This is a genomic window from Cryobacterium levicorallinum (assembly GCF_004402405.1).
Lineage (GTDB): Bacteria > Actinomycetota > Actinomycetes > Actinomycetales > Microbacteriaceae > Cryobacterium > Cryobacterium levicorallinum.
Map to the genome: position 1 here is coordinate 19,131 of NZ_SOFE01000004.1, position 23,627 is coordinate 42,757.

At 66.1% G+C, this 23,627-nt stretch carries 19 protein-coding genes, 1 tRNA gene and 1 pseudogene; 16 read left to right on the top strand and 5 right to left on the bottom strand.

Annotated elements, in window-relative coordinates; genetic code table 11:
* Nucleotides 1–30: 30 nt before the first annotated feature.
* A complete protein-coding gene (locus tag E3O11_RS02320; protein WP_233195471.1) occupies nucleotides 31–945 on the bottom strand; it encodes a TadA family conjugal transfer-associated ATPase in 915 nt (304 codons plus the stop codon).
* A gap of 817 nt (nucleotides 946–1,762) precedes the next feature.
* Between E3O11_RS02320 and acs the strand changes: the two genes are divergently transcribed.
* Nucleotides 1,763–3,736 carry an acetate--CoA ligase gene (gene acs, locus E3O11_RS02325; RefSeq protein ID WP_092449740.1) on the top strand — a complete coding sequence of 658 codons (1,974 nt, stop codon included), beginning with the start codon at nucleotides 1,763–1,765 and terminating at the stop codon, nucleotides 3,734–3,736.
* Between the two features lie 214 nt (nucleotides 3,737–3,950).
* Here the strand turns inward: acs and E3O11_RS02330 are convergent, their stop codons facing one another.
* Together E3O11_RS02330 and E3O11_RS02335 are read right to left on the bottom strand one after the other, a co-directional pair.
* Nucleotides 3,951–4,421, bottom strand: a complete 471-nt coding sequence (locus tag E3O11_RS02330) for a RidA family protein (RefSeq protein ID WP_092449738.1) — start codon at nucleotides 4,419–4,421, stop codon at nucleotides 3,951–3,953.
* Between the two features lie 2 nt (nucleotides 4,422–4,423).
* A complete protein-coding gene (locus E3O11_RS02335; RefSeq protein WP_134441105.1) occupies nucleotides 4,424–4,591 on the bottom strand; it encodes a Sp36 family protein in 168 nt (55 codons plus the stop codon).
* A gap of 50 nt (nucleotides 4,592–4,641) precedes the next feature.
* On the opposite strand from E3O11_RS02335, the gene E3O11_RS02340 reads away from it, so the two are divergent.
* The 4 genes from E3O11_RS02340 to E3O11_RS02355 all read left to right on the top strand — a co-directional run bounded on the left by E3O11_RS02340 (nucleotide 4,642) and on the right by E3O11_RS02355 (nucleotide 9,935).
* Complete coding sequence (locus E3O11_RS02340; protein ID WP_092449737.1) at nucleotides 4,642–7,239, top strand: transglycosylase domain-containing protein; 2,598 nt, start codon at nucleotides 4,642–4,644, stop codon at nucleotides 7,237–7,239.
* A complete protein-coding gene (locus E3O11_RS02345; RefSeq protein ID WP_092449735.1) occupies nucleotides 7,236–8,228 on the top strand; it encodes a metallophosphoesterase in 993 nt (330 codons plus the stop codon). Before E3O11_RS02340 ends, E3O11_RS02345 begins: the two co-directional genes overlap by 4 nt.
* Before the next feature lie 77 nt (nucleotides 8,229–8,305).
* Nucleotides 8,306–8,379: transfer RNA gene (locus E3O11_RS02350), tRNA-Pro, on the top strand.
* 71 nt (nucleotides 8,380–8,450) lie between these two features.
* Entirely contained in the window at nucleotides 8,451–9,935 is a 1,485-nt protein-coding gene (locus tag E3O11_RS02355; RefSeq protein WP_233195461.1) for an MFS transporter, read from the top strand.
* Here E3O11_RS02355 and E3O11_RS02360 read toward each other — a convergent pair.
* On the bottom strand, nucleotides 9,932–10,315 hold the full coding sequence (locus E3O11_RS02360; RefSeq protein WP_092449733.1) for a hypothetical protein: 384 nt from the start codon (nucleotides 10,313–10,315) through the stop codon (nucleotides 9,932–9,934). The two genes, E3O11_RS02355 and E3O11_RS02360, sit on opposite strands and share 4 nt — an antisense overlap.
* A gap of 268 nt (nucleotides 10,316–10,583) precedes the next feature.
* Here E3O11_RS02360 and E3O11_RS02365 point away from each other — a divergent pair, with 268 nt between their 5' ends.
* The 5 genes and pseudogenes from E3O11_RS02365 to E3O11_RS02380 all read left to right on the top strand — a co-directional run bounded on the left by E3O11_RS02365 (nucleotide 10,584) and on the right by E3O11_RS02380 (nucleotide 13,686).
* A complete protein-coding gene (locus tag E3O11_RS02365; protein ID WP_092449731.1) occupies nucleotides 10,584–11,072 on the top strand; it encodes a VanZ family protein in 489 nt (162 codons plus the stop codon).
* 51 nt (nucleotides 11,073–11,123) lie between these two features.
* Nucleotides 11,124–11,198 (top strand): annotated as a pseudogene (locus E3O11_RS18640) (twin-arginine translocation signal domain-containing protein); the annotation flags it as partial.
* A 57-nt stretch (nucleotides 11,199–11,255) separates the two neighbouring features.
* Nucleotides 11,256–12,002 carry a hypothetical protein gene (locus tag E3O11_RS02370; protein ID WP_092449729.1) on the top strand — a complete coding sequence of 249 codons (747 nt, stop codon included), beginning with the start codon at nucleotides 11,256–11,258 and terminating at the stop codon, nucleotides 12,000–12,002.
* Nucleotides 12,003–12,016: 14 nt separating this feature from the next.
* Nucleotides 12,017–13,126, top strand: a complete 1,110-nt coding sequence (locus E3O11_RS02375; RefSeq protein WP_092449727.1) for an acyltransferase family protein — start codon at nucleotides 12,017–12,019, stop codon at nucleotides 13,124–13,126.
* Nucleotides 13,123–13,686, top strand: coding sequence for a YdcF family protein (locus tag E3O11_RS02380; RefSeq protein ID WP_092449725.1), 564 nt, complete (start codon nucleotides 13,123–13,125; stop codon nucleotides 13,684–13,686). Before E3O11_RS02375 ends, E3O11_RS02380 begins: the two co-directional genes overlap by 4 nt.
* A 31-nt stretch (nucleotides 13,687–13,717) precedes the next feature.
* On the opposite strand, the gene E3O11_RS18390 is transcribed toward E3O11_RS02380, so the two are convergent.
* Complete coding sequence (locus tag E3O11_RS18390; protein WP_277871249.1) at nucleotides 13,718–14,236, bottom strand: acyltransferase; 519 nt, start codon at nucleotides 14,234–14,236, stop codon at nucleotides 13,718–13,720.
* Nucleotides 14,237–14,471: 235 nt separating this feature from the next.
* On the opposite strand from E3O11_RS18390, the gene E3O11_RS17460 reads away from it, so the two are divergent.
* The 6 genes from E3O11_RS17460 (at nucleotide 14,472) to E3O11_RS02415 (ending at nucleotide 23,279) form a co-directional block, all read left to right on the top strand.
* Nucleotides 14,472–15,902, top strand: a complete 1,431-nt coding sequence (locus E3O11_RS17460; protein ID WP_146812647.1) for an O-antigen ligase family protein — start codon at nucleotides 14,472–14,474, stop codon at nucleotides 15,900–15,902.
* A gap of 130 nt (nucleotides 15,903–16,032) precedes the next feature.
* Nucleotides 16,033–17,031, top strand: a complete 999-nt coding sequence (locus tag E3O11_RS02395; RefSeq protein WP_198415530.1) for a glycosyltransferase family protein — start codon at nucleotides 16,033–16,035, stop codon at nucleotides 17,029–17,031.
* 8 nt (nucleotides 17,032–17,039) lie between these two features.
* Nucleotides 17,040–19,973, top strand: a complete 2,934-nt coding sequence (locus E3O11_RS17465) for an oligosaccharide flippase family protein (protein WP_134479226.1) — start codon at nucleotides 17,040–17,042, stop codon at nucleotides 19,971–19,973.
* Nucleotides 19,970–21,232, top strand: coding sequence for a glycosyltransferase (locus tag E3O11_RS02405; RefSeq protein ID WP_092449716.1), 1,263 nt, complete (start codon nucleotides 19,970–19,972; stop codon nucleotides 21,230–21,232). The genes E3O11_RS17465 and E3O11_RS02405 overlap by 4 nt, the downstream gene beginning before the upstream one ends.
* The gene (locus tag E3O11_RS02410; RefSeq protein WP_134495379.1) at nucleotides 21,229–22,278 is read left to right on the top strand and encodes a polysaccharide pyruvyl transferase family protein; all 1,050 of its coding nucleotides are present in this window, start codon (nucleotides 21,229–21,231) and stop codon (nucleotides 22,276–22,278) included. The genes E3O11_RS02405 and E3O11_RS02410 overlap by 4 nt, the downstream gene beginning before the upstream one ends.
* A complete protein-coding gene (locus E3O11_RS02415; RefSeq protein ID WP_166787465.1) occupies nucleotides 22,275–23,279 on the top strand; it encodes a glycosyltransferase family 2 protein in 1,005 nt (334 codons plus the stop codon). The genes E3O11_RS02410 and E3O11_RS02415 overlap by 4 nt, the downstream gene beginning before the upstream one ends.
* The last annotated feature ends 348 nt before the right edge of the window (nucleotides 23,280–23,627 follow it).

The following is a 23,627-nucleotide window of genomic DNA, read 5'->3' on the forward strand; positions in this document are numbered from 1 at the left end:
CGCACCACGCGATCGCTACCCTTGGCCGCATCACAGGGCCTCGATCGCCAGGCGGTCTCGACCATTGAGCGTGAACCGGCCGACCGCCTCCAGCCGCCGCACCCCCTCGGTACGTTCCAGGTGCAGCACAAGCCCGATCGCGCTCACCGTTTGGCGGGCTACGGCCGCCGCACTCATTCCGGCGAGCGCCCCAAGGGCTTCCAGACGGGCCGGTACGTCGTCGAGGGAATTCGCGTGCAGGGTGCCAGCTCCCCCATCGTGCCCGGTGTTCAGCGCCGCGAGCAGCTCGCGAATCTCGGATCCGCGGCACTCGCCCAGAACGAGCCGATCCGGCCGCATGCGCAGAGCTTCACGCAGCAGGGCCTCGAGGCCGATGCGTCCGGCGCCCTCCAGGTTGGCTTGCCTGGCCTCGAGCGCGACCACGTGCGGATGCAGGATGCGCAGCTCGGCCACGTCTTCGATCGCGACGATGCGCTCGTCGGCCGGTGCCTCGCCGAGCAGCGCGGCCAGCAGGGTGGTCTTTCCGCTGCCGGCCGCGCCGGTGATGAGCAGGTTCTGCCGACCGCGCACCGCCGCACGCAGTCGGTTCAGCCGGGCAGCGGATGCCTCTCCCACGCCGAACAAACCGGCGTCCGCGAGCGCACCGAGGCTGCGATGCGCGGCGTGCGGAAGCCGAATCGACAGGAGCGTTCCCGTGCTGGATACCGGAGGCAGTACCGCGTGCACCCGAATGCCGTCGGCCAGCCGAACGTCAACGCAGGGACTGGCCTCGTCGATGTGTCGCCCGCCGAGGGCGATCAGCCGCACGGCCAGAGCACGTACCTCCGCCTCACCGAGCTGCCAGGCCGGTGCGAAGGCGAGGCCGTGGCCGGCATCAATCCACAGCCCGGATTCCCCGTTGACGAACAGGTCGGTGGTCTCAGGGTCTTCGGCGTAGCCGGCCAGCGGGCCGAGCGCCCGAAGGTCGGAACGGTTGGTCTCGGAGCGAGTCGGGCTGTAAGCCGGTTCGGCGCCGATCCTGCCGGGGATCCCGCCAGCGGCGACCGCCGGCTGAACGGCGCTGTCCTGCGGCACGGTACCTACGGCATCCGTGGGCACCGTGCGATGCCGGGGAGTCGGCGCTCGCTGCGGCGCAGCGAGCGGTCGAGTGCCCGACGCGGTGCTCGGATTCGCAGGCGACGCCGCAACCGCGCCGGCGCAAGACGAACCGGCGACACCCGGAACGGCGTAAGACGGAACGGCGACGAAGGGCTGGACCATGCTCCGACCGTAGAGCGGGTCCGGGCGCGCCGCCGGGCCGCCGCCGGGATCGGTAAGAAACGGCTGCTGGTCGCGCTTGGGGAGGATCGGCACCAGCCCCACGCAGCGCGCCTGGCAAGCCCGACCTGCCCTGAAATGAGCTGCCACGCAAGCAACCCGCGCCAGACGACCTGCGCATTTAAACAGAAGGGGCGGCACCTATTGGGGGGAACAGGTGCCGCCTAGCAACACGCAGATTGGGGGGAACCATACGTCTTGCTGGTCAGAACTTTCGTCCAGACGTGGTTCAGTTTACGCGGCCCGAGACAAATTGCAAGTCCAATGTCCTCCAAAGGGAGGACACTCGCTTGGGGGCGTACAGAATTGCCATTTCGAATCTATTTTCTGGGTTCCTGTTGCTCAAAAAGTCCCTCTGTATACAGAGATCGGCCCGGAACCGGTAGGGTTCAGTTGAGCTGGCAATGTCCTGCATGCACGTACCGCAAAGGAGCGAATTACAAATATGACGGTCAACATCGATACCCTCCTCCACGAATCGCGCCGATTCCCACCCACTCCGGAATTTGCAGCGGAGACCGCAGCTACATCGGAACTGTACACCGAAGCACAGAAGGACCCGGCCGCATTTTGGGCCGATCAGGCACGCAATCTGCTGCACTGGCACAAGCCGTTCACCAAGTCCCTCGACTGGTCCAACCCGCCGTTTGCCAAGTGGTTTGAAGACGGTGAACTCAACGTCGCGTACAACTGCCTGGACCGTCACGTTCTCGCCGGTAACGGCGACCGCGTCGCCCTCTACTTCGAGGGCGAGCCCGGCGATTCCCGCAGCTACACCTACGCCGAGCTCACCATCGAGGTCAAAAAAGCCGCCAACGTGCTGCTCGGCCTCGGCGTCAAGGCCGGCGAACGCGTGGCCATCTACCTCCCGATGATTCCGGAGGCGGTGATTTCGATGCTTGCCGTGGCCCGCATCGGCGCCGTGCACTCGGTCATCTTCGGTGGTTTCAGTGCCGAAAGCCTGCGCTCGCGCATCGACGATGCCAACGCCGTGCTCGTCATCACGGCCGACGGCGGCTACCGCAAGGGCAAGATCAGCGCCCTGAAGCCGGCCGTCGACGCTGCCCTCCAGACCAACGACTCCTCGGTGAAGAACGTTCTCGTGGTCAAGCGCACCGGCCAGGACGTGCAGTGGAACGACCGCGACATCTGGTGGTCCGATGCCATGGAGACCGCCTCTCCCGAGCATGAGGCTGAGGCCTTCCCGGCCGAGAACCCGCTGTTCATTCTGTATACATCGGGTACGACCGGCGCCCCCAAGGGCATCCTGCACACCAGCGGCGGCTACCTCACGCAGAACGCGTTCACCCACCAGAATGTGTTCGATCTCAAGCCCGAAACGGATGTTTACTGGTGCACCGCCGACGTCGGCTGGATCACCGGACACAGCTACGTCGTCTACGGCCCCCTCGCCAACGGCGCCACCCAGGTGCTGTACGAAGGCACCCCCGATTCTCCGCACACCGGTCGCTGGTGGGAAATTATCGAGAAGTACAAGGTCTCGATTCTGTATACAGCGCCCACGGCCATCCGTACCTTCATGAAGCTCGGCCGCCAGATTCCGCAGAAGTTCGACCTGTCGAGCCTGCGTGTGCTCGGCTCGGTCGGTGAGCCAATCAACCCCGAAGCCTGGATGTGGTACCGCGAGGTCATCGGCAGCAACATCACGCCCATCGTTGACACCTGGTGGCAGACCGAGACCGGATCGATCATGGTCTCGGCCCTCGCTGGTCTCACCGAGACGAAGCCGGGCGCGGCCCAGGTTCCGGTTCCGGGCATCACCATCGACGTGCTCGACGATGACGGCCTGCACGTTGGCCACGGCAACGGCGGACTCCTCGTGGTCACCCAGCCCTGGCCCGCCATGCTCCGCGGCATCTGGGGCGACCCGGAGCGTTTCAAGGAGACCTACTGGGACAAGTTCGAGGGAACCACCGGCGCGAAGGACGGCCCGCTGTACTTTGCCGGCGATGGTGCCCGCCTCGACCACGACGGTGACATCTGGCTGCTCGGGCGCGTCGACGACGTGATGAACGTCTCGGGGCACCGCCTGTCGACCGCCGAGATCGAGTCCTCGCTCGTGGCGCACTCGCTCACCGCTGAAGCGGCCGTGGTCGGCGCCGCCGACGAAACGACCGGTCAGGCCGTCGTCGCGTTCGTGGTGATCAAGTTCAGTCAGGCCGAAATCGCCTCGCACGAAGACATCGTGGGCATTCTGCGCAAGCACGTCGCCCAGCAAATCGGTGCGATCGCCCGCCCGCGCGACATCTACATCGTCGACGAGTTGCCGAAAACCCGCTCCGGCAAAATCATGCGCCGTCTGCTGCGCGACGCGGCCGAGGGGCGCGACGTCGGTGATGTCACGACCCTCGCCGACACGATGGTGATGAACACCATAACCTCGCAGATGAAGAAGTAGCCGCGCCAAACTCGCGTTTAACCACTGAGGCCGCCCCACCAGGGAGCGGCCTCAGTTCTTTGCGGTGGCTAATTCAGGAAAACCGGGTCAGCCGTGTGCCAGCACCCCGCGATTGCGGGCCGCGCTGGACGCCGCCGTCGCATTTTTCCTGAATTCGCCACCGCGGGACGGGCATCCGTTTCGAAAGCGGATGCCCGGCGCGCCGGACACGGACTTATGCGAAGGCGACGACGAACTCGATCTCGACCGGAGCATCGAGCGGCAGCACCGCAACACCCACGGCGGAGCGGGCGTGACGCCCGATGTCGCCGAAGATCTCGACCAGAACGTTCGAGGCACCGTTGACCACGGCCGGTTGGCCGGTGAATGCGGGATCGGAGGCGACGAAGCCGGTGACCTTGACCACCTGGGTGATGCGGTCAAGTGAACCGATCACGCTCTTGATGGCGGCGAGGCCGTTGAGTGCGCAGGTGCGGGCATACTCCTGAGCATCAGCCGCTGGGATCAGGCCGTGGCCGTCGCCGACCTTGCCGGCAGCGGGCAGCGCGCCAGAAACCATCGGCAGCTGGCCGGCGGTGTAGACGAAACCGTTGCTGATCACGGCGGGTACGTAGGCGGCGACCGGCGGCACGACGCTGGGCAGTTCAAGGCCCAGTTCGGCCAGGCGTGCTTCGATCTTCGACACGACTATGCCCCTTCCTTGGCGGCGAGGGGGCGTTTCAGGTAGGCAACGAGGCCACCTTCTGGACCGGGTACGACCTGCACGAGTTCCCACCCGTCAGAGCCCCAGTTGTTCAGAATGGCGGCCGTGTTGTGGATCATCAACGGCGTTGTGAGGTACTCCCAGGCGGGCATGTGACTCCTATTGAGGCGGGCTTTCAGATTTGTCGCTTACGCTCAAGTCTATGTCTGCCAAAAATCGAACCGTGAGCGGGGCTCTGGGGGGTCTCCTGGGTCTCGTCGGGATGAGTGCCGTCGCCGGCATTCTCGTGACCGCCGCCGTCGCCCCAGCCGTTGCCCTGTCCGGCATGGCCGCCACGAACACCATCAACGTGTTCGACAGCCTGCCCGAGTACCTCTCCATAGATCGGCTCTCCCAGAAGAGCAACATCTACGCGTCGACCGACGCCGCGGACCCGGTGGGTAGCCGCGTACTCCTCGCCTCGTTCTACGAGCAGAACCGAGTCGATGTGGCCTCCGACGCGATCAGCCAGTTCGCCAAGGATGCCGCCATCGCCGGTGAAGACCCGCGCTTCATGGAGCACGGCGGCGTCGACATTCAGTCCAGCTTCAACGGTGCCGTGCAGACCTTCGCCGGCGGTGAAACCCGCGGTGGCTCGTCGATCACGCAGCAGTACGTGAAGAACGTGCTCATTCAAAAGTGCGAGGTGATGCCCGACGCCGACGAGGCCGACGCCTGCTATTCCGATGCCACCAAGCCGACCGCTGACCGCAAGCTGCGCGAAATGCGTTTGGCCATCGGCATCGAGAAGAAGTACGAAAAAGAAGACATTCTTCGCGGCTATCTCAACATTGCCGGGTATGGCGGATCGGTCTACGGCATCGAAGCCGCTGCCAACTACTATTTCAACACCACCGCGGCCCTGCTCACCCTTCCGCAGGCGGCCAGTCTGGTGGCGATCGTGAACAACCCGGTCAAGTTTCAGCTCGACCGCCCCGACAGCGAAACCAACGGGGCGGCAAACGGCTACGCCGACAATAAGTTTCGTCGCGACTACATCCTGGGCGAGATGCTCAAATACGACAAGATCGCCCAGGCCGACTACGACGCCGCTGTGGCAGCACCGGTCGAGCCTGTCATCACCGTTCCGAGCACCGGATGCCAGACGGCCGGAGGCAGCGCCTACTTCTGTGATTACGTCACCAAGATTCTGAAGTCCGATCCCACCTTCGGAGCGGATGCTGAAACGCGCCTCGAGAACTTCAAGCGCGGCGGATTCGACGTGTACACCACGCTCGACCTCGAACTGCAGGTTACCGCCGAAAATTCGCTAAATAAGTACGTCCCCAAGTCGTATCCCGGCTGGGACGTTGGCGGGGTCGTTTCGAGCGTCAGGGTTGGTACCGGTGAGGTGCTCGCCATGGCGCAAAACAAGGACTACAGCCAGGCTGAGCAGCCTGCCGGCAGCAACTTCACCAGCATCAACTACAACACGGACTACGCCACGGGCGGTTCCGGAGGCTTTCAGCCCGGTTCAACCTACAAGGTCTTCACGCTGGCCGAGTGGCTGAAGGAGGGGCACGCCCTCACCGAACGGGTTGACTCACGAGTCAAGTCGGACTGGGGCACGTTCCAGGACAGCTGCCTCGGCCCGCAGAGTTACGGCACGAAGTTCAGCCCGCGCAATGACGGTGGCGAGGGTGGCCCGAATGAATCGGCGCTGCACTCGACCACCCGGTCGATCAACACCGGCTTCATCGGTATGGCCAAGGAGCTGGACCTGTGCGGCATCAAGAACACGGCTGAGGCTTTCGACGTGCACGCAGCCGACGGCGGCCTTCTCGGTCAGAACGCGTCTTCGGTGATCGGCACGAACTACGTCGCCCCGCTCACGATGGCTGTCGCGTTCGCTGGCATTGCCAACAACGGCATGACCTGCACCCCGATCGTCATCTCCAAGATGGTCAGCTCCGACGGTACCGAGCTGCCGATCCCCCAGACGAAGTGCACGCAGTCCGTTGAACCCGCGGTCGCTGCTGGAATGCAATACGCCATGGCGACCACGACAATCGGCGGAGGAACAGCGGCCGCCTCTGGATCGCGCACGTCACCCCGGGTTCCGATCATCGGTAAGACCGGAACCACCGACTCCGCCAAGGACACCTGGATGAGCGGTGCCAGCAGTAAGGTTGCCACCGTCGTCGGGGTGGTCAACGTGAGCGGCGATTACAAGAATCAGCGCTTTACCACGCTCAACGGCCTCAGTGCGCAATATATCCGCCACTACGTATGGCCCGAAGTCATGAGTGTCGCCAACGCCAGGTACGGCGGAGATGCCTTTCCGGAGGCCTCGTCCAGCGTGATCAACGCGGTGTCTGTTCCGGTACCCGACGTGCGCGGCAAGTCGATGTCCGACGCCAAATCCGCCATCGAAGCCTCCGGCTTCCTGTTCGTCGACGGCGGCGTGACCAGCTCCGAGATGCCGGCCGGCACCGTGGCCAACACCGACCCGGCCGGCGGGTCCTCCTCGAGTCGAGGTTCCAGCATCACGGCTTACTCGAGTGATGGCACCGGCGTCACCATTCCGTCCGTCATCGGCAAGAGTGAAGCGGATGCCCGCAGCACGCTCACCGCCGCTCCCTACGGTTTCACGGTGGCCAAGCTCGAACAGGCCACGACGGACAAGGCCCAGGACGGCAAGGTTGTCGCCGTGCAGCCCGGCGAAGGAACGGCCAGTCGCCCCGGCGACGCCGTGACGATTGTCATCGGAAAATACACGGCCCCTAAAGCGGACGCCAGCACCGACAAGAAGAACGAATGACCGCGGCTCGTGGCCTCGGCGGTGGTGGCCGTCTCGTCGGCACTTCCCTCGTCGCTGCTGGCGCGGTCGGCCTCGCCGCCTTCGCCTGGGGGGCATTGGTCGAGCGCACCCGGTTCACGCTGCGTGAGGTGAGCGTTCCGGTGCTCGCACCGGGGTCAGCGCCCATTCGGGTGCTGCATCTCTCCGACCTGCACATGGCCCCGTGGCAGAAAAACAAGCAGGAGTGGGTGCGCAGCCTCGCCACACTAAAGCCTGATCTTGTCGTCGACACCGGCGACAACCTCGGGCATGAAAACGGTGTCACCGGCATCGAATATGCCCTGGCACCGTTCCGAGGCATCCCCGGGGTGTTCGTCAACGGTTCCAACGACTATGTCGGGCCACAGCTGAAAAACCCGTTCACCTATTTCGGCGGCCCCTCCAGCCGCCGCACCGTGCGGCGCGAGGAACTCGACACCGATGCCCTACGCCGAGTGTTTGCCGATCTCGGCTGGACCGACATCAACAATGCCGCCGAATCGCTCGACCTGAACGGCACGCACGTAGAGTTCTTCGGCGTCGACGACCCGCACATCGGGCGCGACCGGCTCGACCTGATCACCCGTGCGATCGATGACCTGCGGGCCAACGATCCCCTCGGTGACGACGTCTGGCCCGATCCGGAGGAAGCCGCGGCTCCGCGCTCCACGCTGACCATCGGCGTCGCCCACGCGCCGTACCAGCGGGTGTTGAACTCGTTCGTGAATCACGGCGCCCAGCTGATTCTGGCCGGGCACACCCACGGCGGGCAGGTCTGCGTGCCCGGTTTCGGCGCGCTGGTAACCAACTGTGACATTCCCCGCCGCCAGGTGAAGGGCCTGAGCACCTGGAACCACGGACTGCGCACCGCCTTTCTGAATGTCTCGGCCGGCCTCGGCACCTCGATCTACGCTCCAGTTCGATTCGCTTGCCCGCCCGAGGCAACCCTGCTGACCCTTTGCGCTGGATAAGGCCTACCGCCCACCTGCTCGCTCAATTCGTCAGGACGGCCTCGGAGCGCCTATACTGATCTAGGCTCAAGGGCCATCGGGGTATGGCGCAGCTTGGTAGCGCGCGTCGTTCGGGACGACGAGGTCGCAGGTTCAAATCCTGTTACCCCGACAGTAGTAAAGCACAACGACGCAACAGAACCCCCACTCCAGGCGAGTGGGGGTTCTGTTGTAGGGTCTTCTGTGACGTCTACGCCCGCTCCCCCCACAGCTCCGATCGTTTCCCGCCGGGCCTGGCAATCCCTGATCGTGCTGCTGGCGGGCATGTTCATGGCGCTGCTCGACACGACCATAGTGAACGTGGCGCTGCCGAGCATTCGCACGAGCCTCGATGCGTCGGAAGCGACGCTGTCGTGGATAATCTCCGGCTACGCCCTCGCCTTCGGCCTCGCGCTCATCCCGGCCGGTCGCGTCGGCGACCGTTACGGCCACAAATGGGTGTTCTTCAGCGGACTCGCGCTGTTCACGGTCGCGAGCCTCGCCTGCGGCCTCGCCCAGAATGACCTGCAGCTGATCATCGCCCGCGTGATTCAGGGACTGGCCGGCGGTATGTTCGTGCCGGCCGTGACCGCCGTCATCCAGCTGATGTTCCCGGCCAGCGCGCGCGGCAAGGCCTACGCCATCATGGGATCGGTCATTGGCGTCTCCACCGCGCTCGGCCCGATCGTCGGCGGTATCATCATCGAGGCCTTCGGCGTAGAGAACGGTTGGCGCCTGGTGTTCTGGGTGAATCTGCCGATCGGTATTCTCGCGCTCGGAGCCACCGTGTTTTTGCTGCCCGGCGGTGCAGCGCTGCCCAAGGCCGCACCGACGTTGCGGGCCGGTATCGATTGGCTCGGCCTTGTGCTCGTCTCGGCGGGCCTCGTTGCCCTGCTGGTGCCGTTGATCGAGGGCGAAGATCAGGGTTGGCCGCTCTGGACCTTTGGCACCCTCGCGGTCGGGGTGCTGCTCGTCGTCGCGTTCGGCGTCTGGGAAGTCGTCGTCGCCAAGCGAAACGGCAGCCCGCTCGTGCCGCCGCACCTGTTCTCCCACCCGGCATTCACCGGCGGTGTCATTCTCGCGCTCGTTTATTTCGCAGCTTTCACGAGCATCTTCTTCACCATCTCGATTCTGTGGCAGGCCGGCCTCGGGCACAGCGCGCTCGAGTCAGGGCTCGTCTCCATTCCGTTCGCGATCGGAACCATTCTGGGGGCGTCGCAGAGTGACCGCCTGGCCAAGCGTCTCGGGCGTACCGTGCTCGTGGTGGGCGTCGCCTTCGTCACGATCGGCCTGATCTGGATCTGGCTGGTCATGCTCGTGGTGACACCGGGCGAGCTGACCAACTGGCACCTGCTGCCGCCCCTGTTCATCGCGGGCCTCGGCAGCGGATTCTTCATCGCCCCGAATGTGTCCTTCATCGTCGCAACCGTCGACCGTTCCGAAGCCGGCGGCGCGAGCGGTGTGGTCGGCGTCATGCAGCGCGTCGGAAGCGCGGTCGGTATCGCCGTCATCGGCAGCGTGTTCTTCGGCACCCTCACCGTGACCGGCCCGGGAGCGGATGCCGTGGCCAGCGCCTTCACGCACAGCGCCACCATGGCGATGGCGGTCAGTGCCGGGTTCGCCATTCTCGCGCTCGTGCTCGTCTTCGCGCTGCCGAAACGCCTGGCCGCTGGTGCTCCGGCCAGCTAGCCGATGCGGGTGAGTGCGGTGAACGTCATGGTGGCACTCGAACCGTTCCGACAGGTCTGATAAAGCAGGTCGAACCCGCGCGGCACGTTGTCGGCGGTGTCGGTAGCGACATTCAGCACGGCGGTGACCGGCCCGACGCGAAAGGCGCCGCTGGCCGCCCCGGTCAGGGTGATCGTGCTGCCCTCCCTCGGAAACTGTGACCCTCCACACGACCAGTGCTCGGCAATCACCGGCACGCCGTAGTGCGCGCTGATGTCGACGGCACCCTGGCAGGCGTCGATCTCGTTCTGCCAGCCGGCGTCGGCATCCGTGCGGTTGGCGACGACACTGCCAGGGCTCGCGGCGAGCCGCCGGCGAGAAGGTCGGGTATTGTCGCGCACCCGGTGAGGCTCACGGCGAGCGTGATGAGCACCAGTCGGTGCAGCGGAACACGCCTGGCTTTAACCACAACAGTCCTCTTCGGGAGGGTCGGCTTGCGGAACGGGGCAGCAGCGCAACGGGAGGTGCGCGGTGGGGTGCCATTCAACATCCACTTCGCCGACTTCCACAGGCCCCAGCCGGACTAGACCGGGCGTTCACGGCCTGAAATGTAGGGCATAGTGACTAGTCGGCGTGCCGGCTCAAACGGGCCGGCAACTTGGAGGTGTCATGACCGCAAACCGACGACGTCGGCACACCATGTTGCGCCGCGCCGCGGGATGGCTGGCACTCGCCTACCTCGCTGCACTGGCCTTGATCGCGTTCTGGCCGACCCCGGTGGACCGCGGCTTGCACGGGTCGATTTCATCGGTCGTGCTGTGGCTTCGCGCGCACGGGGTACCGGCCTGGCTCGACTACCAGAGCATTGAATTCAGCGCCAATATCGCTTTGTTCGTTCCGGTCGGCCTGCTCGTCGTGCTGCTCGCCGGTACCAGGCGCTACTGGATCGGAACACTTATCGGCACGCTGATCGGCACGCTGATCAGCTGCACTATCGAGCTCGGCCAGCTCGTCTTTCTGCCGGAACGATTTGCCACCGTCAACGACGTGATCGCCAACAGTCTCGGCGCCCTGCTTGGAACCCTGATCGCTGCCGTCGTGCTGCGGGTGGCTCTCGGCCCGGCCCATCCGCCGGCCGCGGTGGCACAAACAACTTGATCCCGAAATTTGAGGTGGACCTCAGAGAGTCTCTCTGCTAGCTTCGGCAGAATGGATCGTCGAGAGTTTCTCACATTATCGTCCGCTGGCGCTGCAACGCTGGGTTTCAGTGCGCTGGGCGCACCCGGAGCCTTAGCCGCGACCGCCCCGATACTGCCAGGGGAGGTATCCCGCCTCTCCAATGTGCTCACCCAAAAGGGAAAAAAGCTCTACGACAATATTGAAGTGGACATCGGCGGCGACCGCGCCCGCCTGTTCATTCCCCAGACCGTGTCGCGCAATTCGACGGCCTCGATCGGAGCCGTCTGGTTCTACCACGCAGCCTCGAGTTCGCACAACGCGCTGAACGGCGGCTTCAAGTACCCCGGCGAACTCGTGGTCGACCAGAACGCCATCGCCATCTGCATCAATGCCGGCGGTACCCAGTACACCAACTCCGTTGCCACCAACGCGCAGAAGAATGCGTGGACCTACCTGAACGCGCTGTACACCGTGCGCCGCAACTTCTTACGCGCGACCTCGTTTGGCGGATCCCTGGCCTGCTACACCTACGGCAAGAAGCTCATTCCGTACATTCGCGGCCTGTACATGGTCAACGGACTCTACGACAACGAATGGCTGTACGCCTACGACACCAAGAACCAGGCCCACGTCGGCGATGCGTACAACAACGACCTCACCCTGATCAAGGGCACCAACCCGGCCCGGATCAGCGCCACCCCGTGGACAAACAGCCGGGTCAAGGTGCTGGTCTCCGACGACGCTCACCCCGACAATGTCGTCATTCCGAGCAGGAACGGCCTCGCCCTAATCAATAAAATCGCGCCCGTCGCCACTGCCGCCGAGGTGATGTACCACACGCTCGCGCACGACACCCCCGGGTTCGCCCACACGGACATGATCAAAACATTCGCGCAGTGGTCGATCTAGCAGGGAGGTAGTTCGTGGCGGAACGCACGCGGGTCGACTGGGTTGACGGGGCCAAGGGCATCGCGATTCTGCTTGTGGCCCTCGCGCACGCGGTGCAGTGGACGGTACTCTCCGGCCTCGCGCCGGAGTTTTGGAACAAGATCAACCTGGTCTTCATCGTGTTTCGCATGCCGTTGTTTTTTCTCGCCTCCGGCCTGTTTGCCGCCTCGATCATCAAACGCAGCTGGCCAACGCTGTGGCGAACCCGGCTGAGCCTGCTGGTCTGGGCCCTTCTCCTGTGGACCCTCATTCGTTTCGGCTATTTCTCGCTCCTGACCAACCCGGCCGGCTTCGACGAGACCAACCCGTTCGATCTGCTGCTCGCGCCGGTGCGCCCGAGCAACGGCCTGTGGTTTCTCTACGCCCTCGCCCTGTTTTTCATGGCCGCCAAACTCATGCGCAACCGCATCGACTGGCGGGTGCAGCTCGGCGGCGCCGTCGTGCTGTCGGTGCTGTTCTTCGCCCGCGCGGACACCGGCAACATCGCCTGGAACGGCATCGGCCGCTACTTCGTGTTCTTTCTGCTCGGCTGTCACCTGCGCGAGTGGATCCTCGCCTTCGTCAACCGCCCCAGCCGCCTCGGCGCGCTCGGTCTCGGCCTCGGCTTCGCCGCTGCCTTTCTGGTGTTGGCCGGGCTCATTCTCACCGTGGATTCACGCCTGCCGTTCATCACAGGAACGCTCGTCGTGGTGAGCCTGTTCGCCCTCGGCGCTGGCCTGCTCGTCGCCCGATTCCTGGTCGGCTTTCGCGCCATGGCCTGGCTCGCCTATGTCGGCCGCAATACTCTGCCGATCTACGTCGTGCATGTACTCCTGGTGTCGCTGATCACGAGCCTGCTGCTGCTCTACCGCGTCCAGGCCTGGCTCGATCGCCTCGGCCCGGCACTCCCCCCGCTGGTCGCTGGCCTCGCGGTCGCCGCGTCGCTGTTGCTCTGGCGACTGGTGCGCGACCTGCCGGTGCTGCGCTACGCGTTTGCGGTACCGATCTGGTTTGCCGGACGGGCACCGGCGGCGGGTGAAGCAGCGGCATCCCCTTCAGGAGAAACAGCAGACCCGGCAGAGCGGATGCTGCCGCGCAGCGAGTGAGATCGCCGCACCAGCGCGCCCTCGTACTCCTCACCGGGCTCGTCCTGCTGACCGTTGGCCTGGTAGCCGTCACCACGCGAACGGTCATGTTTCCGCGTGAAGACGCTCCGAGCAGCGCCGACGCCATCGTCGTGCTCGGCGGGCTCGGGAGTGCGGCCGTCGTGCAGAAGGCCCTCGATCTGGCCAGGGCCGGGTACAGCGATCATGTGCTCATTTCGGATGCCTTCGGCGGGGACACCCGCCCGGCCAACCTGTGCGGGCGCGACCCGGCCGTGCCGGGCACGGCGATCGAGGTGGAGTGTTTCGACCCGCACCCCACGAGCACGCGCGGGGAGGCCGAAGCCATCGCCGCCTTCACGAGCGCTCAGGGCTGGAACCGCGTGATCGTGGTCACCTCGAGCTATCACGTGAGTCGGGCCCGCCTGCAGATCTCCCGCTGTTACCCAGGGGTACTCGCGGTGATCGGCGCCGCGCAGCCGATGGATCCGCCCAAATGGGTGTACCAGTTCGGGTACCAGAGCGCGGGATTCATCAAGGCCTGGCTGACGCCGGCCTGTTGAACGCGCCGACTCAACGCGCCGGCTGAAGCCGTCAACGCCGGGCCATCAGCCCCTCGGCGATCGAATCGACCCGCTCCCGGTAGCTCTGGCCCACCATGTCGGACTCGGCCGGCCACCCGCGCAGCGCCGCGTGAAACTCGGGCCAGGCCTTGATCGGGCGGGCCGGAACGCCGGCCACGATGGTGCCGTCCGGCACCGATGCCGTCACGACCGACCCAGCACCCACCACGCAACGGTCGCCGATGCTCACTCCGGGCAGCACTGTCACGCCGGCGCCGATAAAGACATCCGAGCCCACCCGAATCGGCGCGAAGCGATAGCGGCGGCCACGCTCATCGCGGTAGAGCCAGCCCGATCCGTCGTGGGTGATGAAGGTTACCCCGGAGCTGATCGTCACGCGGTCACCGACCGAGATGAGCCACGGCTCGGTGGTGGCGATATCAGAGAGGATGCGACATCCACTGCCGATCTGCACACCCAGCGCCCGAATCGCGTAGACCCTCCCGCGGGCACGCCGCAGAATCTTGTAGGTCAGTCGGGATAATTTCACCGTAAGACTCCATTTCGTCGGCTGTGCGGTGCTGGAGCAGCTGGAATTTTGCGGCCTGTGCAGCCCAACCCGCCTAAAGTATCGGTTTTCCGGCCGTCTTACTGGCGCTGAGGAAAATTCACGTGTTATCGTTGCGCCTAATCGCATCAACAGCGCTGCGGCTCTATCCCGTCCATTCCCTGCGCGATCAACAGTTTCTGCGCCACCACTCTGCGCTACCACCCGAAGGCGGCCGATGTTCGATTTCACCATGTTGCGAGTGCGCCGCACGCCGATCATTATCAGCGCGCTCGCCGCCCTGTTCGTCATTGTGGCGAGCCTGGTGCTGCCGCGCTTCGTGGCCAGTCTCGGCTTTATCGTGATTTTGCTGGCCCTGCTCGCCTTCGTCGCCATGGTGACCCTGTTCCTGCTGCCCGTGCACGTTCTGCCGGCCGTGGCACTGGTCACCTTTGCGCTCATTCCGGCCCGCGTGCTGCCCCAGGACGGCCCGATCGGTGCCTTACCGCTGACCACCATGATCATCGTCGTCTGGGCGCTGCGCCGGCTGATCACCACCACGGCGAACGTTCCGCTCACGACGGCACCGGCCCCGTTCAAGTCGGCTACCCGCTTCTTCGCGGTGCTCTTTCTGGTCTGGTCACTGTTCACGCTGCTGCGCAGCCCCGACCTGCAGGCGAGCCTCGGCTGGACTATCAGTTTCAGCGCCGGCGCGTTGCTTCCGCTTTTCATCGGCACCGCGAGCCGGGAGTCCTTCTGGATTCGGCGGGCCTGGCTTCTGCTCGGCGCCTGGCTCGGAGCGTACGCCCTGATCGAGGGGGCGCTGCGCGCCAATCCGATCTGGGGCACGCTGTACACGGTGCTCGGCCTGAGCGACAGCCAGCACTGGTCGGTGTATCGCGCGACCGCATCGTTTGGGCATCCGCTGTTCGCCGGCCTATTTTTTGCCGTCGCGTGCGCCCTGGGGATCGGCGTCTGGCTGCGCGAGGACTCGAAACCGGCCCTCGTCACCGCGATCCTGAGCGGCCTCGGCCTCGTCGCCACCGTCTCGCGCGGTGCCATCCTGTCGGCGGCGATCGCCATCGGTTTCGCCTACTTCGTGTCGCTGGTGCTGCGCGGCGAAAAACACTGGGGCAAATTCGCGCTGCTCGCGGTGCTCGTGGCTGCGGGCATCGTCGCACTCTTCCAGTTCGATGCCTTTACCGCCCGCAACAACTCGGTCGAGGCCGAACTGTCGTCGCAGGCCCGCGACCTCGGCGTCTGGGTGTCCCTGCAGGCCGCGAATCTGACCGGTTGGATCGGGTCGGGGCCTGGCACTTCCGGCATCACCGGGCGCCTGTTCAACGAGGTCACGATCGAGAATTCGCTGCTGCAGCTACTGATCAGCATCGGCCTGCCCGGAGTGCTCCTGTTTCTGCTCGTGATCGGCTCGGCCGTGGCGCACGCGCTGTCCCAACGTGCCGTCGGCGCCGCGGCCGCTCTCGTCGCCTACACCGTCTGTATCGCCGGATTCAACGCGATCGACGCACTGCGCCCGATGCACCTGTTGCTTGGTTGTCTGTTGATTCTCACGCTGAATCCGGGCAAAACGGATGCCGCCGCCGGGCTTGTCACGGCGCCGGCACGACGATCACTCGCTCGCCCCAAACGGGGGTATGCGCGCATCTAACGTGCCGCCGGCTGGCACGCTACTCTAAACCGACAGATTATCAGTTACCGCCGGCATTCCCTGCCGGCCCGTAAGGGGTATGGGCGTGACGACGATAGGTTCGACAGGCACGGGCTCGACAAGAATCACCGTGTTGCAATCGCTGAGTGCACCCGATGGCACCACTCGCTACGTCAACCAGGTCGTCGAGGGCGCTCCGGACGCCGTGACCATGCGGTTCTTCACCTGGCGCACCGCGCTACTGGGCCGGTACGACGTCTTGCACGTGCACTGGCCGGAGCTGCTCATTCGCGCTCCCCGGCCGCTCAAGGCGAAGCTTCGTCGCGCCGCTCTCTACGCACTGCTGCTGCGCGCGCGGCTGCAGCGCATTCCGATCGTGCGCACCATGCACAACCTCACCCCGCACGAGGCCGGACAGAACGCGGAAACCCGCGCCCTCGAGGCACTCGATTCCCGTACGGCGCTCGTTATTCGACTGAATCCAACCACCCCGGTCGAACCGGAGTCCAAGGCCGTCACCATTCTGCACGGCCACTATCGGGACCGCTTCGCCGGCATGCCGATGTCGGACTCCTTGCCCGGGCGCATCCTCTATTTTGGACTGATTCGACCCTATAAGGGGGTCGAAACCCTGCTGCAGGTGTTTCGCGCGGTGCCGGGCGCGGATCTGACGCTGCGCATCGTCGGCCGCCCGTCCAGCGGCCTCGGTGCGGTCATAACCGCCGAACAGGCCGAGGACGAACGCATCAGCTCGGTACTGCGTTTCGTCTCCGACGAGGAACTCGTGGTGGAGGTCGGCGAAGCTGAACTGGTTGTGTTGCCCTACCGCGAAATGCACAATTCGGGCGTTCTGCTCGTCACCCTCTCCCTGGATCGGCCGGTGCTCGTGCCATCGACACCGTCCAATCTGGCTCTGGCCGAGGAGGTCGGCCCCGGCTGGATCTATCTGTACGAGGGCGAGCTCACGCCGTTGATCCTGCGCCACACCCTGGAGCGGATGCGCGCCGCCGGCTCCCGGCCGCGCCCCCACCTTGACGGGCGCGACTGGAAAACCCTGGGTCTGCAGAGTTATGGCACCTACCTGCGGGCCTTGCAGTTGACCGGTCGGCCCCGCCGGAGCATCCTTTGACCGCGACGATGCCACCTTCGACCCCCTCAGCCCCGCTTCCCCGTTCCACCGCCGGACTCGGGCACACAGCGGGCCGGGGCGCATCGACGACCCTGGTCGGCCAGCTCATTCGCATCGGCGTGCAGCTCGGCGGCATCGTCGTGCTGGGCCGGCTGCTCGACCCGAGCGATTACGGGCTCGTCGCCTCGGTCGCCGCCATCATCGGTGTCGGCGAGGTGCTGCGCAACTTCGGGCTGTCGTCGGCGGCGATTCAGGTGCGCGAGCTCAGCCGGCAGCAGAAGGACAATCTGTTCTGGATCAACAGCCTGATCGGGCTCGCCCTCATGCTGCTGGCTGTGCTGTTCAGCCCCTTGATCGCGACACTGTACGGCGACGACCGGCTCGTGCTGCTCACCCAGGTACTCGCCGGCACGTTTCTGCTGAACGGCCTCGCCACCCAGTTTCGGGCCGATCTCAACCGCAACTTTCATTTCAAGGCACTGGCCGGCTCAGAGATCGGCGCGCAGGTCGGCGGGCTGGCCATTGGCATCGTCATGGCGCTCAATGGTTTCGGCTATTGGGCCCTCGCCGGGCAGCAGATCAGCCAGGGCATTCTCACCATCATCATTCTCGTTCCCATCACCAACTGGTTTCCGGGCTGGTTTCACCGCAAGACGCCGATGCGACACCTGATCGCGTTCGGCTCCAACCTGGCCGGCACCCAGCTGCTCGGCTACGCCAGTCGCAACACCGACACCATCGTGATCGGCGCAACCCTCGGCGCGGGCCCGCTCGGCCTGTACAACCGCGCTTTTCAGCTGCTGCTGCTGCCGCTCAACCAGATCAACGGCCCGTCCACCCGGGTGGCGCTGCCGGTACTGGCGCGGCTGCAGGACGACCCCCCCAAATACGACCGGTTCATTCTGCTCGGGCAAACCATCATGCTGCACGCCGTCACCATCGTGCTCGCGTTATCCTGCGCTCAGGCGCTGCCGATCATCAGCATCGCGCTCGGCAGCAATTGGCTCGGCTCCGCGCCAATCTTTCAGATTCTGGCCATCGCCGGGTTCTTCGAGGCTGCGGCCTACGCGACCTACTGGGTGTTTCTGTCGAAGGGCGTCACCAAGCAGAACCTGTACTTCGCCCTCTGCACCCGGCCGCTACTGGTCGCGTTCGTGCTGCTCGGCTCCTTCTGGGGCGTCTACGGCGTCGCCGCCGGATATTCACTCGGCGTCGCCCTGATCTGGCCGATCGGCCTGTGGTGGATCAGCCGGGTAACCGATGCCCCGGCGCGCGCCATGTTTTTCGCCGGCGTTCGCGCCATCCTCGGATACGGCTTCGCCACCGGGGCGTCCTGGGCTGCCGTGCAGTGGATTCCGATCGAACTGCCCCTCGCCCGGGTGGCGCTCGGCGGTGTTGCGCTGCTCGTCGCGATTGGCATCGTCATGCTGGTCTGGCCCCGGTTTCGGCGCGATGTTCGCTCGATCGCGCAGGCCCGCAGCTTTCTGCGGTCGGCAAAGGTCTCACCCGCTGTTGCCGGTGGGTCCGCGACGGCGACCGATCAGCTCACTCCGGCGCCCCCCGCCGCCGCGCGCAGCACCCGCCGCGGTGGGCGCACCCGGCTGCGCATCGTGCGCAAACTGGACCGGATTTTGCACGGCCTGGCCGCGGCATCCGCTCTGCCGTATCTGTGTGATCGGGCCGCACTGCACCGGGCGATCGGGCAACTGGGGCCGGCCCCGGCGGGCACCGAGCGCTGGCACGTGCTCGTCGCGCCTCCCGGCGAGGGAAACATTGGCGATCAGGCCATGATCGAGGCGTACCTCGAGAACGTCACAGGGCCGGTGCGGGTACTCGTGCGGGGCCCCAATGATGTGCGCATTCCGGCGGAATATTCCGCCCGGGCACGGCTCGAGCCGATCGCGCACCTGATCTATGGCAACGACCGCGCCCACCGACAGTCCATGGTGCAGCTCGCGGCCGTGCTGCGCGGGGCCCTGTCACTGACCGTGGTCGGCGCCGACATCATGGACGGCGCTTACAGCGTGCGTGCCTCGTCACGGCGAGCGGATGTCGCGAGCCTGGCCCGCAGCGTCGGGGTTGAAGCGCGCATTCTCGGCTTCAGCTGGAACGGCCACGCCAATCTGGGGGTACGCCGTTCACTCGGCCGCGCCGGTCGGTTGGGAACCCGGCTGCAGCTGCGCGACCCGGTCTCATCCGCGCGAGCTCGCGCCGACCGATTCAAGAACGTGATCGACGTCGCCGACGCCGTGTTCGCGGTGCGCACGAGCTCGCCCACCGCCGCCACGGAATACCTCGGCACCGCGCCGACGCCCTACGCCGTGGTGAACGCGAGCGCGCTGGTCGGGCGCAGCTTCGACCAGATCTCGGAGTACGCCGTGATCATCACCACCCTGCTCGAGGCCGGGCTGCTAGTGGTGCTGCTGCCGCATGTCGTGCGGCACAGCGGCGACGATGCCGCCGCCTGCCGCGCGGTGTTCGACCGGTTCGCCCAGGGGGCCGGCGCTGAAGATCGGGTTGTTCTGGTGAACCGGCTGCTCACGCCGGCCGAGGTGCGCGGACTCTGTGCTGGGGCGTCAATCGTGCTGACCGGTCGCATGCACCTCGCCGTGCAGGCGCTGTATCACCGGGTTCCCGCCGTCGCGCTGTCCACCCAGGGCAAGGTCGCGGGCATGATGAGCCTGTTCGGAACGCAGGACCTGTGCGTAGAACCGGGCGTCGGCCTGGCCGAGCGTATGGTTCCCGTCGTGCGCGCGGTCCTCGCCCAGCGAGGCGAGTACCGCGCCCGCCTGGCCGCCCAGCTGCCCGAGGTACAGCGCCTCGCCGCCCTCAATTTTGCCGGGCTTGCGAGCGGCGCCCGAGCCGATCCACCCCGATCTAACCAGCCCCGATCCCGCCCCACATTCTCGCGACCACGCGACGACAGAGAAGGCCGAGCATGACCCAGCCCACATCGCCCGACACCACCCATCCCCCGATGAACCCGAAGCCGACGCACCCACTGCTGCGCCGCATCCTCTTTGTCATTCCGTCGCTGCACGGCGGGGGCGCGGAATTCGTCGCGCGCACCTGGATGGGCTGGCTCGCCGACCAGGGCTACGAGGTACGTGTTGTGCTCACCGCCGGCGATGTGGAGCCGGGATACCTTCCCGAGGGGGTCGAGGGGCGATCTCTCGCCGGACAGCACGGGCATGTCGCCAAGGCCGCGGCCCTGCGGCGCAGCCTGATCGACTGGCAGCCCGATGTCGCCGTGGCCCTGCAGGTGTATCCCAACCTCGTGCTGCTGACCGCGGCCCGGCTGCTGCCGGCGCGCGTGCGACCCCGGGTACTCGTGAGCGAACGGAATCTGGTCTCGCTCGGCCTGCCCGGATCGAATCTCGCCCACCGGATCAAGATCGGCATCGCCAAGCGGATATATCGGTGGGCTGACCATGTCATCGCCATCTCGCATCCGGTCGCCGCTGAGCTGGTCTCGGCGTTCGGCGTGCGCGGAGACCGCATCACCGTCGTCGCCAACCCGGCCACTGCGAAGCTGCGCGGAACACCGCGCGGGCCGGGCCGGACGAGTGTGCACGCCCGCGTTGCCGGCGTCGGAGCCGGAGCCGTGACCGAGAGCGGAGCCGACCAGACCGGTACCGCTACGATCGTGGCGCCCGGGGCTCGGCGGCCCGGGACGGCCAACGGAATTCAGATCGTGCTGGCCTGCCGGCTGGTCGAACAGAAGCGACCGCTGCTGGCCATTGCGGCGGCGGCCGAACTGGCCAGGCGGGGCGTCGCTGTCGAGGTCGTGTCGTTCGGCGGTGGTCCGCTGCTTGGCGATGTGCAGGCCGCAGCCCGACAGGCCGACGTGATCTTTCACCACCGCGGCTGGGTCGAGACCTGGTTCGACGAGTTCGGCGACAACGCCGTGGCCCTGCTCACCTCGAGCCGGGAGGGCTTCGGCAATGTACTGGTCGAGGCCGCCGCGGCCGGGTATCCCTCGGTGGCCGTATCGGGGGCGCTCGGCGTAGCGGATGCAATTGTGCCCGGTATCACGGGCGAGCTCGCGTTGTCTGCGCGGCCCGCGGACCTCGCAGACGCCATTCTGCGCGCAGCCGAGCTCCCGCTCGACCACATCGGGCCGTGGCTGGCCCGCTTCTCCGAGCAATCGAGCGGCGCCGACCTGGAGCGAGTGCTCATTTCGACGCTGGAGCGCGCATGAGAATCTTTGCCTCGGCCATGGGCCAGATCGACAATGTCGGCGACACCGTGCTGCGCCGGGCCTTCCTCGACGCCCTGCGGGAGGCCGGCGAGCTGCAGGTGTTCGTCGGATCCCGAGCTGACTCCTACCTGAGCGGACTCGGTCTGCACGACGCCGATCGGCTGTTTCGCACGAGCACCGACTGGCGACGCGAGATTTCACGGTCGACGCTGCGGGAAGCATCCGTTTATGCCTTCAATGCCGGGGAAATGGAGCTGCAACGCGCCTACGCGCTGCGCTATCTGCGCCTTGCGCCGCACCTCGCGCTCAATCGGCTGCGCGGCGGGCACGCCGTGCACACCGGGTTCGGCGTGCGGCAGAACACGAAGTGGCGCATTCCGGTGGCCGCGACCCTGCGCCTCTGCGACCTCGTGGCCTGGCGCGACGACTATAGCCTGGCAGCGATGGGGCTCGGCCGCATCGCTCCCGACTGGGCTTTTGCCACCGGGGCAGCGGATGTCGACCTGCTCGCGTCGACGCCCGACCGGCCACTGCTCGCCGTGTCGGTGCGCTACAACGGGCGGCGCCCGGACTCCGCGTGGATTCAGGCCATGCGCGGCCTCGCCGGCGCCTTCGGGCTGCAGATCGTCGCGGTCTCCCAGATCGAACGCGACGGACCACTGGCCGAGGAACTCGCCGTCAAGCTCGGCGGAACCGCGCTGGTTTGGGATGGACCGGACCATGCCCAGCAGGAAGTGAAGCTGCGGGCGGTCTACCAGCGGTCGCTGCTCGTGGTGACCGACCGGCTGCACGCGGCGGTGATCGGACTGACCGAGGGCGCCCTGCCGCTCGTGATCGCCGAGGGCGGACACTCCAAGGCGGCGCGCACGCTCGATGCGGTCGGCATCAAGGGCGCCACGATCGGCTGGACCCTGCCAGACGCCGCGGCGCTCGAACGTCGCGCCCGCGATGTGATCAGCCGTCGGGAACCGATTCTGCGGCACGTGGTCGAGGCCCGGGCTTCGCTTTCGGAGTTGACCCGCGCAATTCGGAAGCTGACCGAGTGAGCGAGGGCGACGCGACCGAGTGGCCGGTCGTGAGCGTCATCGTTCCGGCCTACAACGCCGCCGAGTTTCTGGAAGGTGCCATCGACCGGCTGCTCCACCAGACTCTGTCCAACATCGAGATCATCGTGGTCGACGACGGCTCAACGGATGCGACGGCCGCGATCGGTGCGCGGGTGGCCGGCGCGCACGCATCCGTTCATTTCTTTCAGCAGGAACGCAATGGTGGAGTCGCGCTCGCCCGGAGCCGGGCGGTCGCCGAAAGCCGGGGTGAGTTTCTCTGGTTCGTCGATTGTGACGATGATTGGGCCGAGTCCGCGCTGGACAAGCTCGTGACTGCGGCCCGGTCGACCGGCGCCGACGTGGTGATCTGCGGCGCGGAGTACGTCTATCCCGGCCAGCGGCGCGGCCTGGCCGCGCCCGCCCTGCCGCAGCCGATCACCGGTGCGGCGGCATTTGGGCTGCTGCTCGACGGCGACATCACCGGGCATCTCTGGAACAAGCTGTTCCGACGTGCTCTCGCCAGCGAGATCGAGTTCACGCCGGCCCGGGTGCACTCCGATCTGGCCATGGTCGCGCAGCTGATCGCCGCGTCCGATCGGGTCGCCGCGATCAGCGACACGCTCTACTCCTATGTCGTGCGCGACGGGTCGATCATCCGCTCCGGGTCGCGCCGGGCTGAATCGCTGCTGTTGGTTGAGCAGGCCGTCACCACTGCCGCGATCACCCTCGACACCCGCATCATCGGCTCCAACTCGTACGGCTACTTTCGACTGCGCTACGTGCTGCTGTCCGGGCTGAAAGACGCCCTGAGCGGTCCATACGACGCCGAGGAGCGCGACGAGATCGTCGCCGAACTGCGCTCGCGGCTGACCTGGCGGCTCGTGCTGCTCGCCGCGCGCCGCCGCGATTGGAAGCGCCTCGCGCTGGCCGCCACCGCCAAGGTGAGCGTTGGGCTGCACCGTCGTGTGCTGCGCCTCGCGGCCGAGCAGGGCGCCGCCTGAGTTGCCTCCGCCCGCCGGGATATTTCGTCACGCGAGACAGCGGCATTCGTGGCACTTTCACAGGAAAGTGAAACGGATTCGACTTTGATGATCGATAGGCTCGGACCCATAGTTCAATCCGAGTAGTCCCTACGCTGTCGGTCATCGAACGCCGAATACGCACCCTGCACCCACCGGGCCAGCATCCGCCACCAGGCACCTGTCAGAACGACACGCTGCTTCAGATAACGCGGAATCACGACACTCCTGCCCGGATCGCCAAGGTCGACGAACCGACCCTCGCCCGCGCAGCCGGCGACCGCTGCATCAGCTCGTTCGAACCGTACCTAGCGCTTCGAACGCGTACAG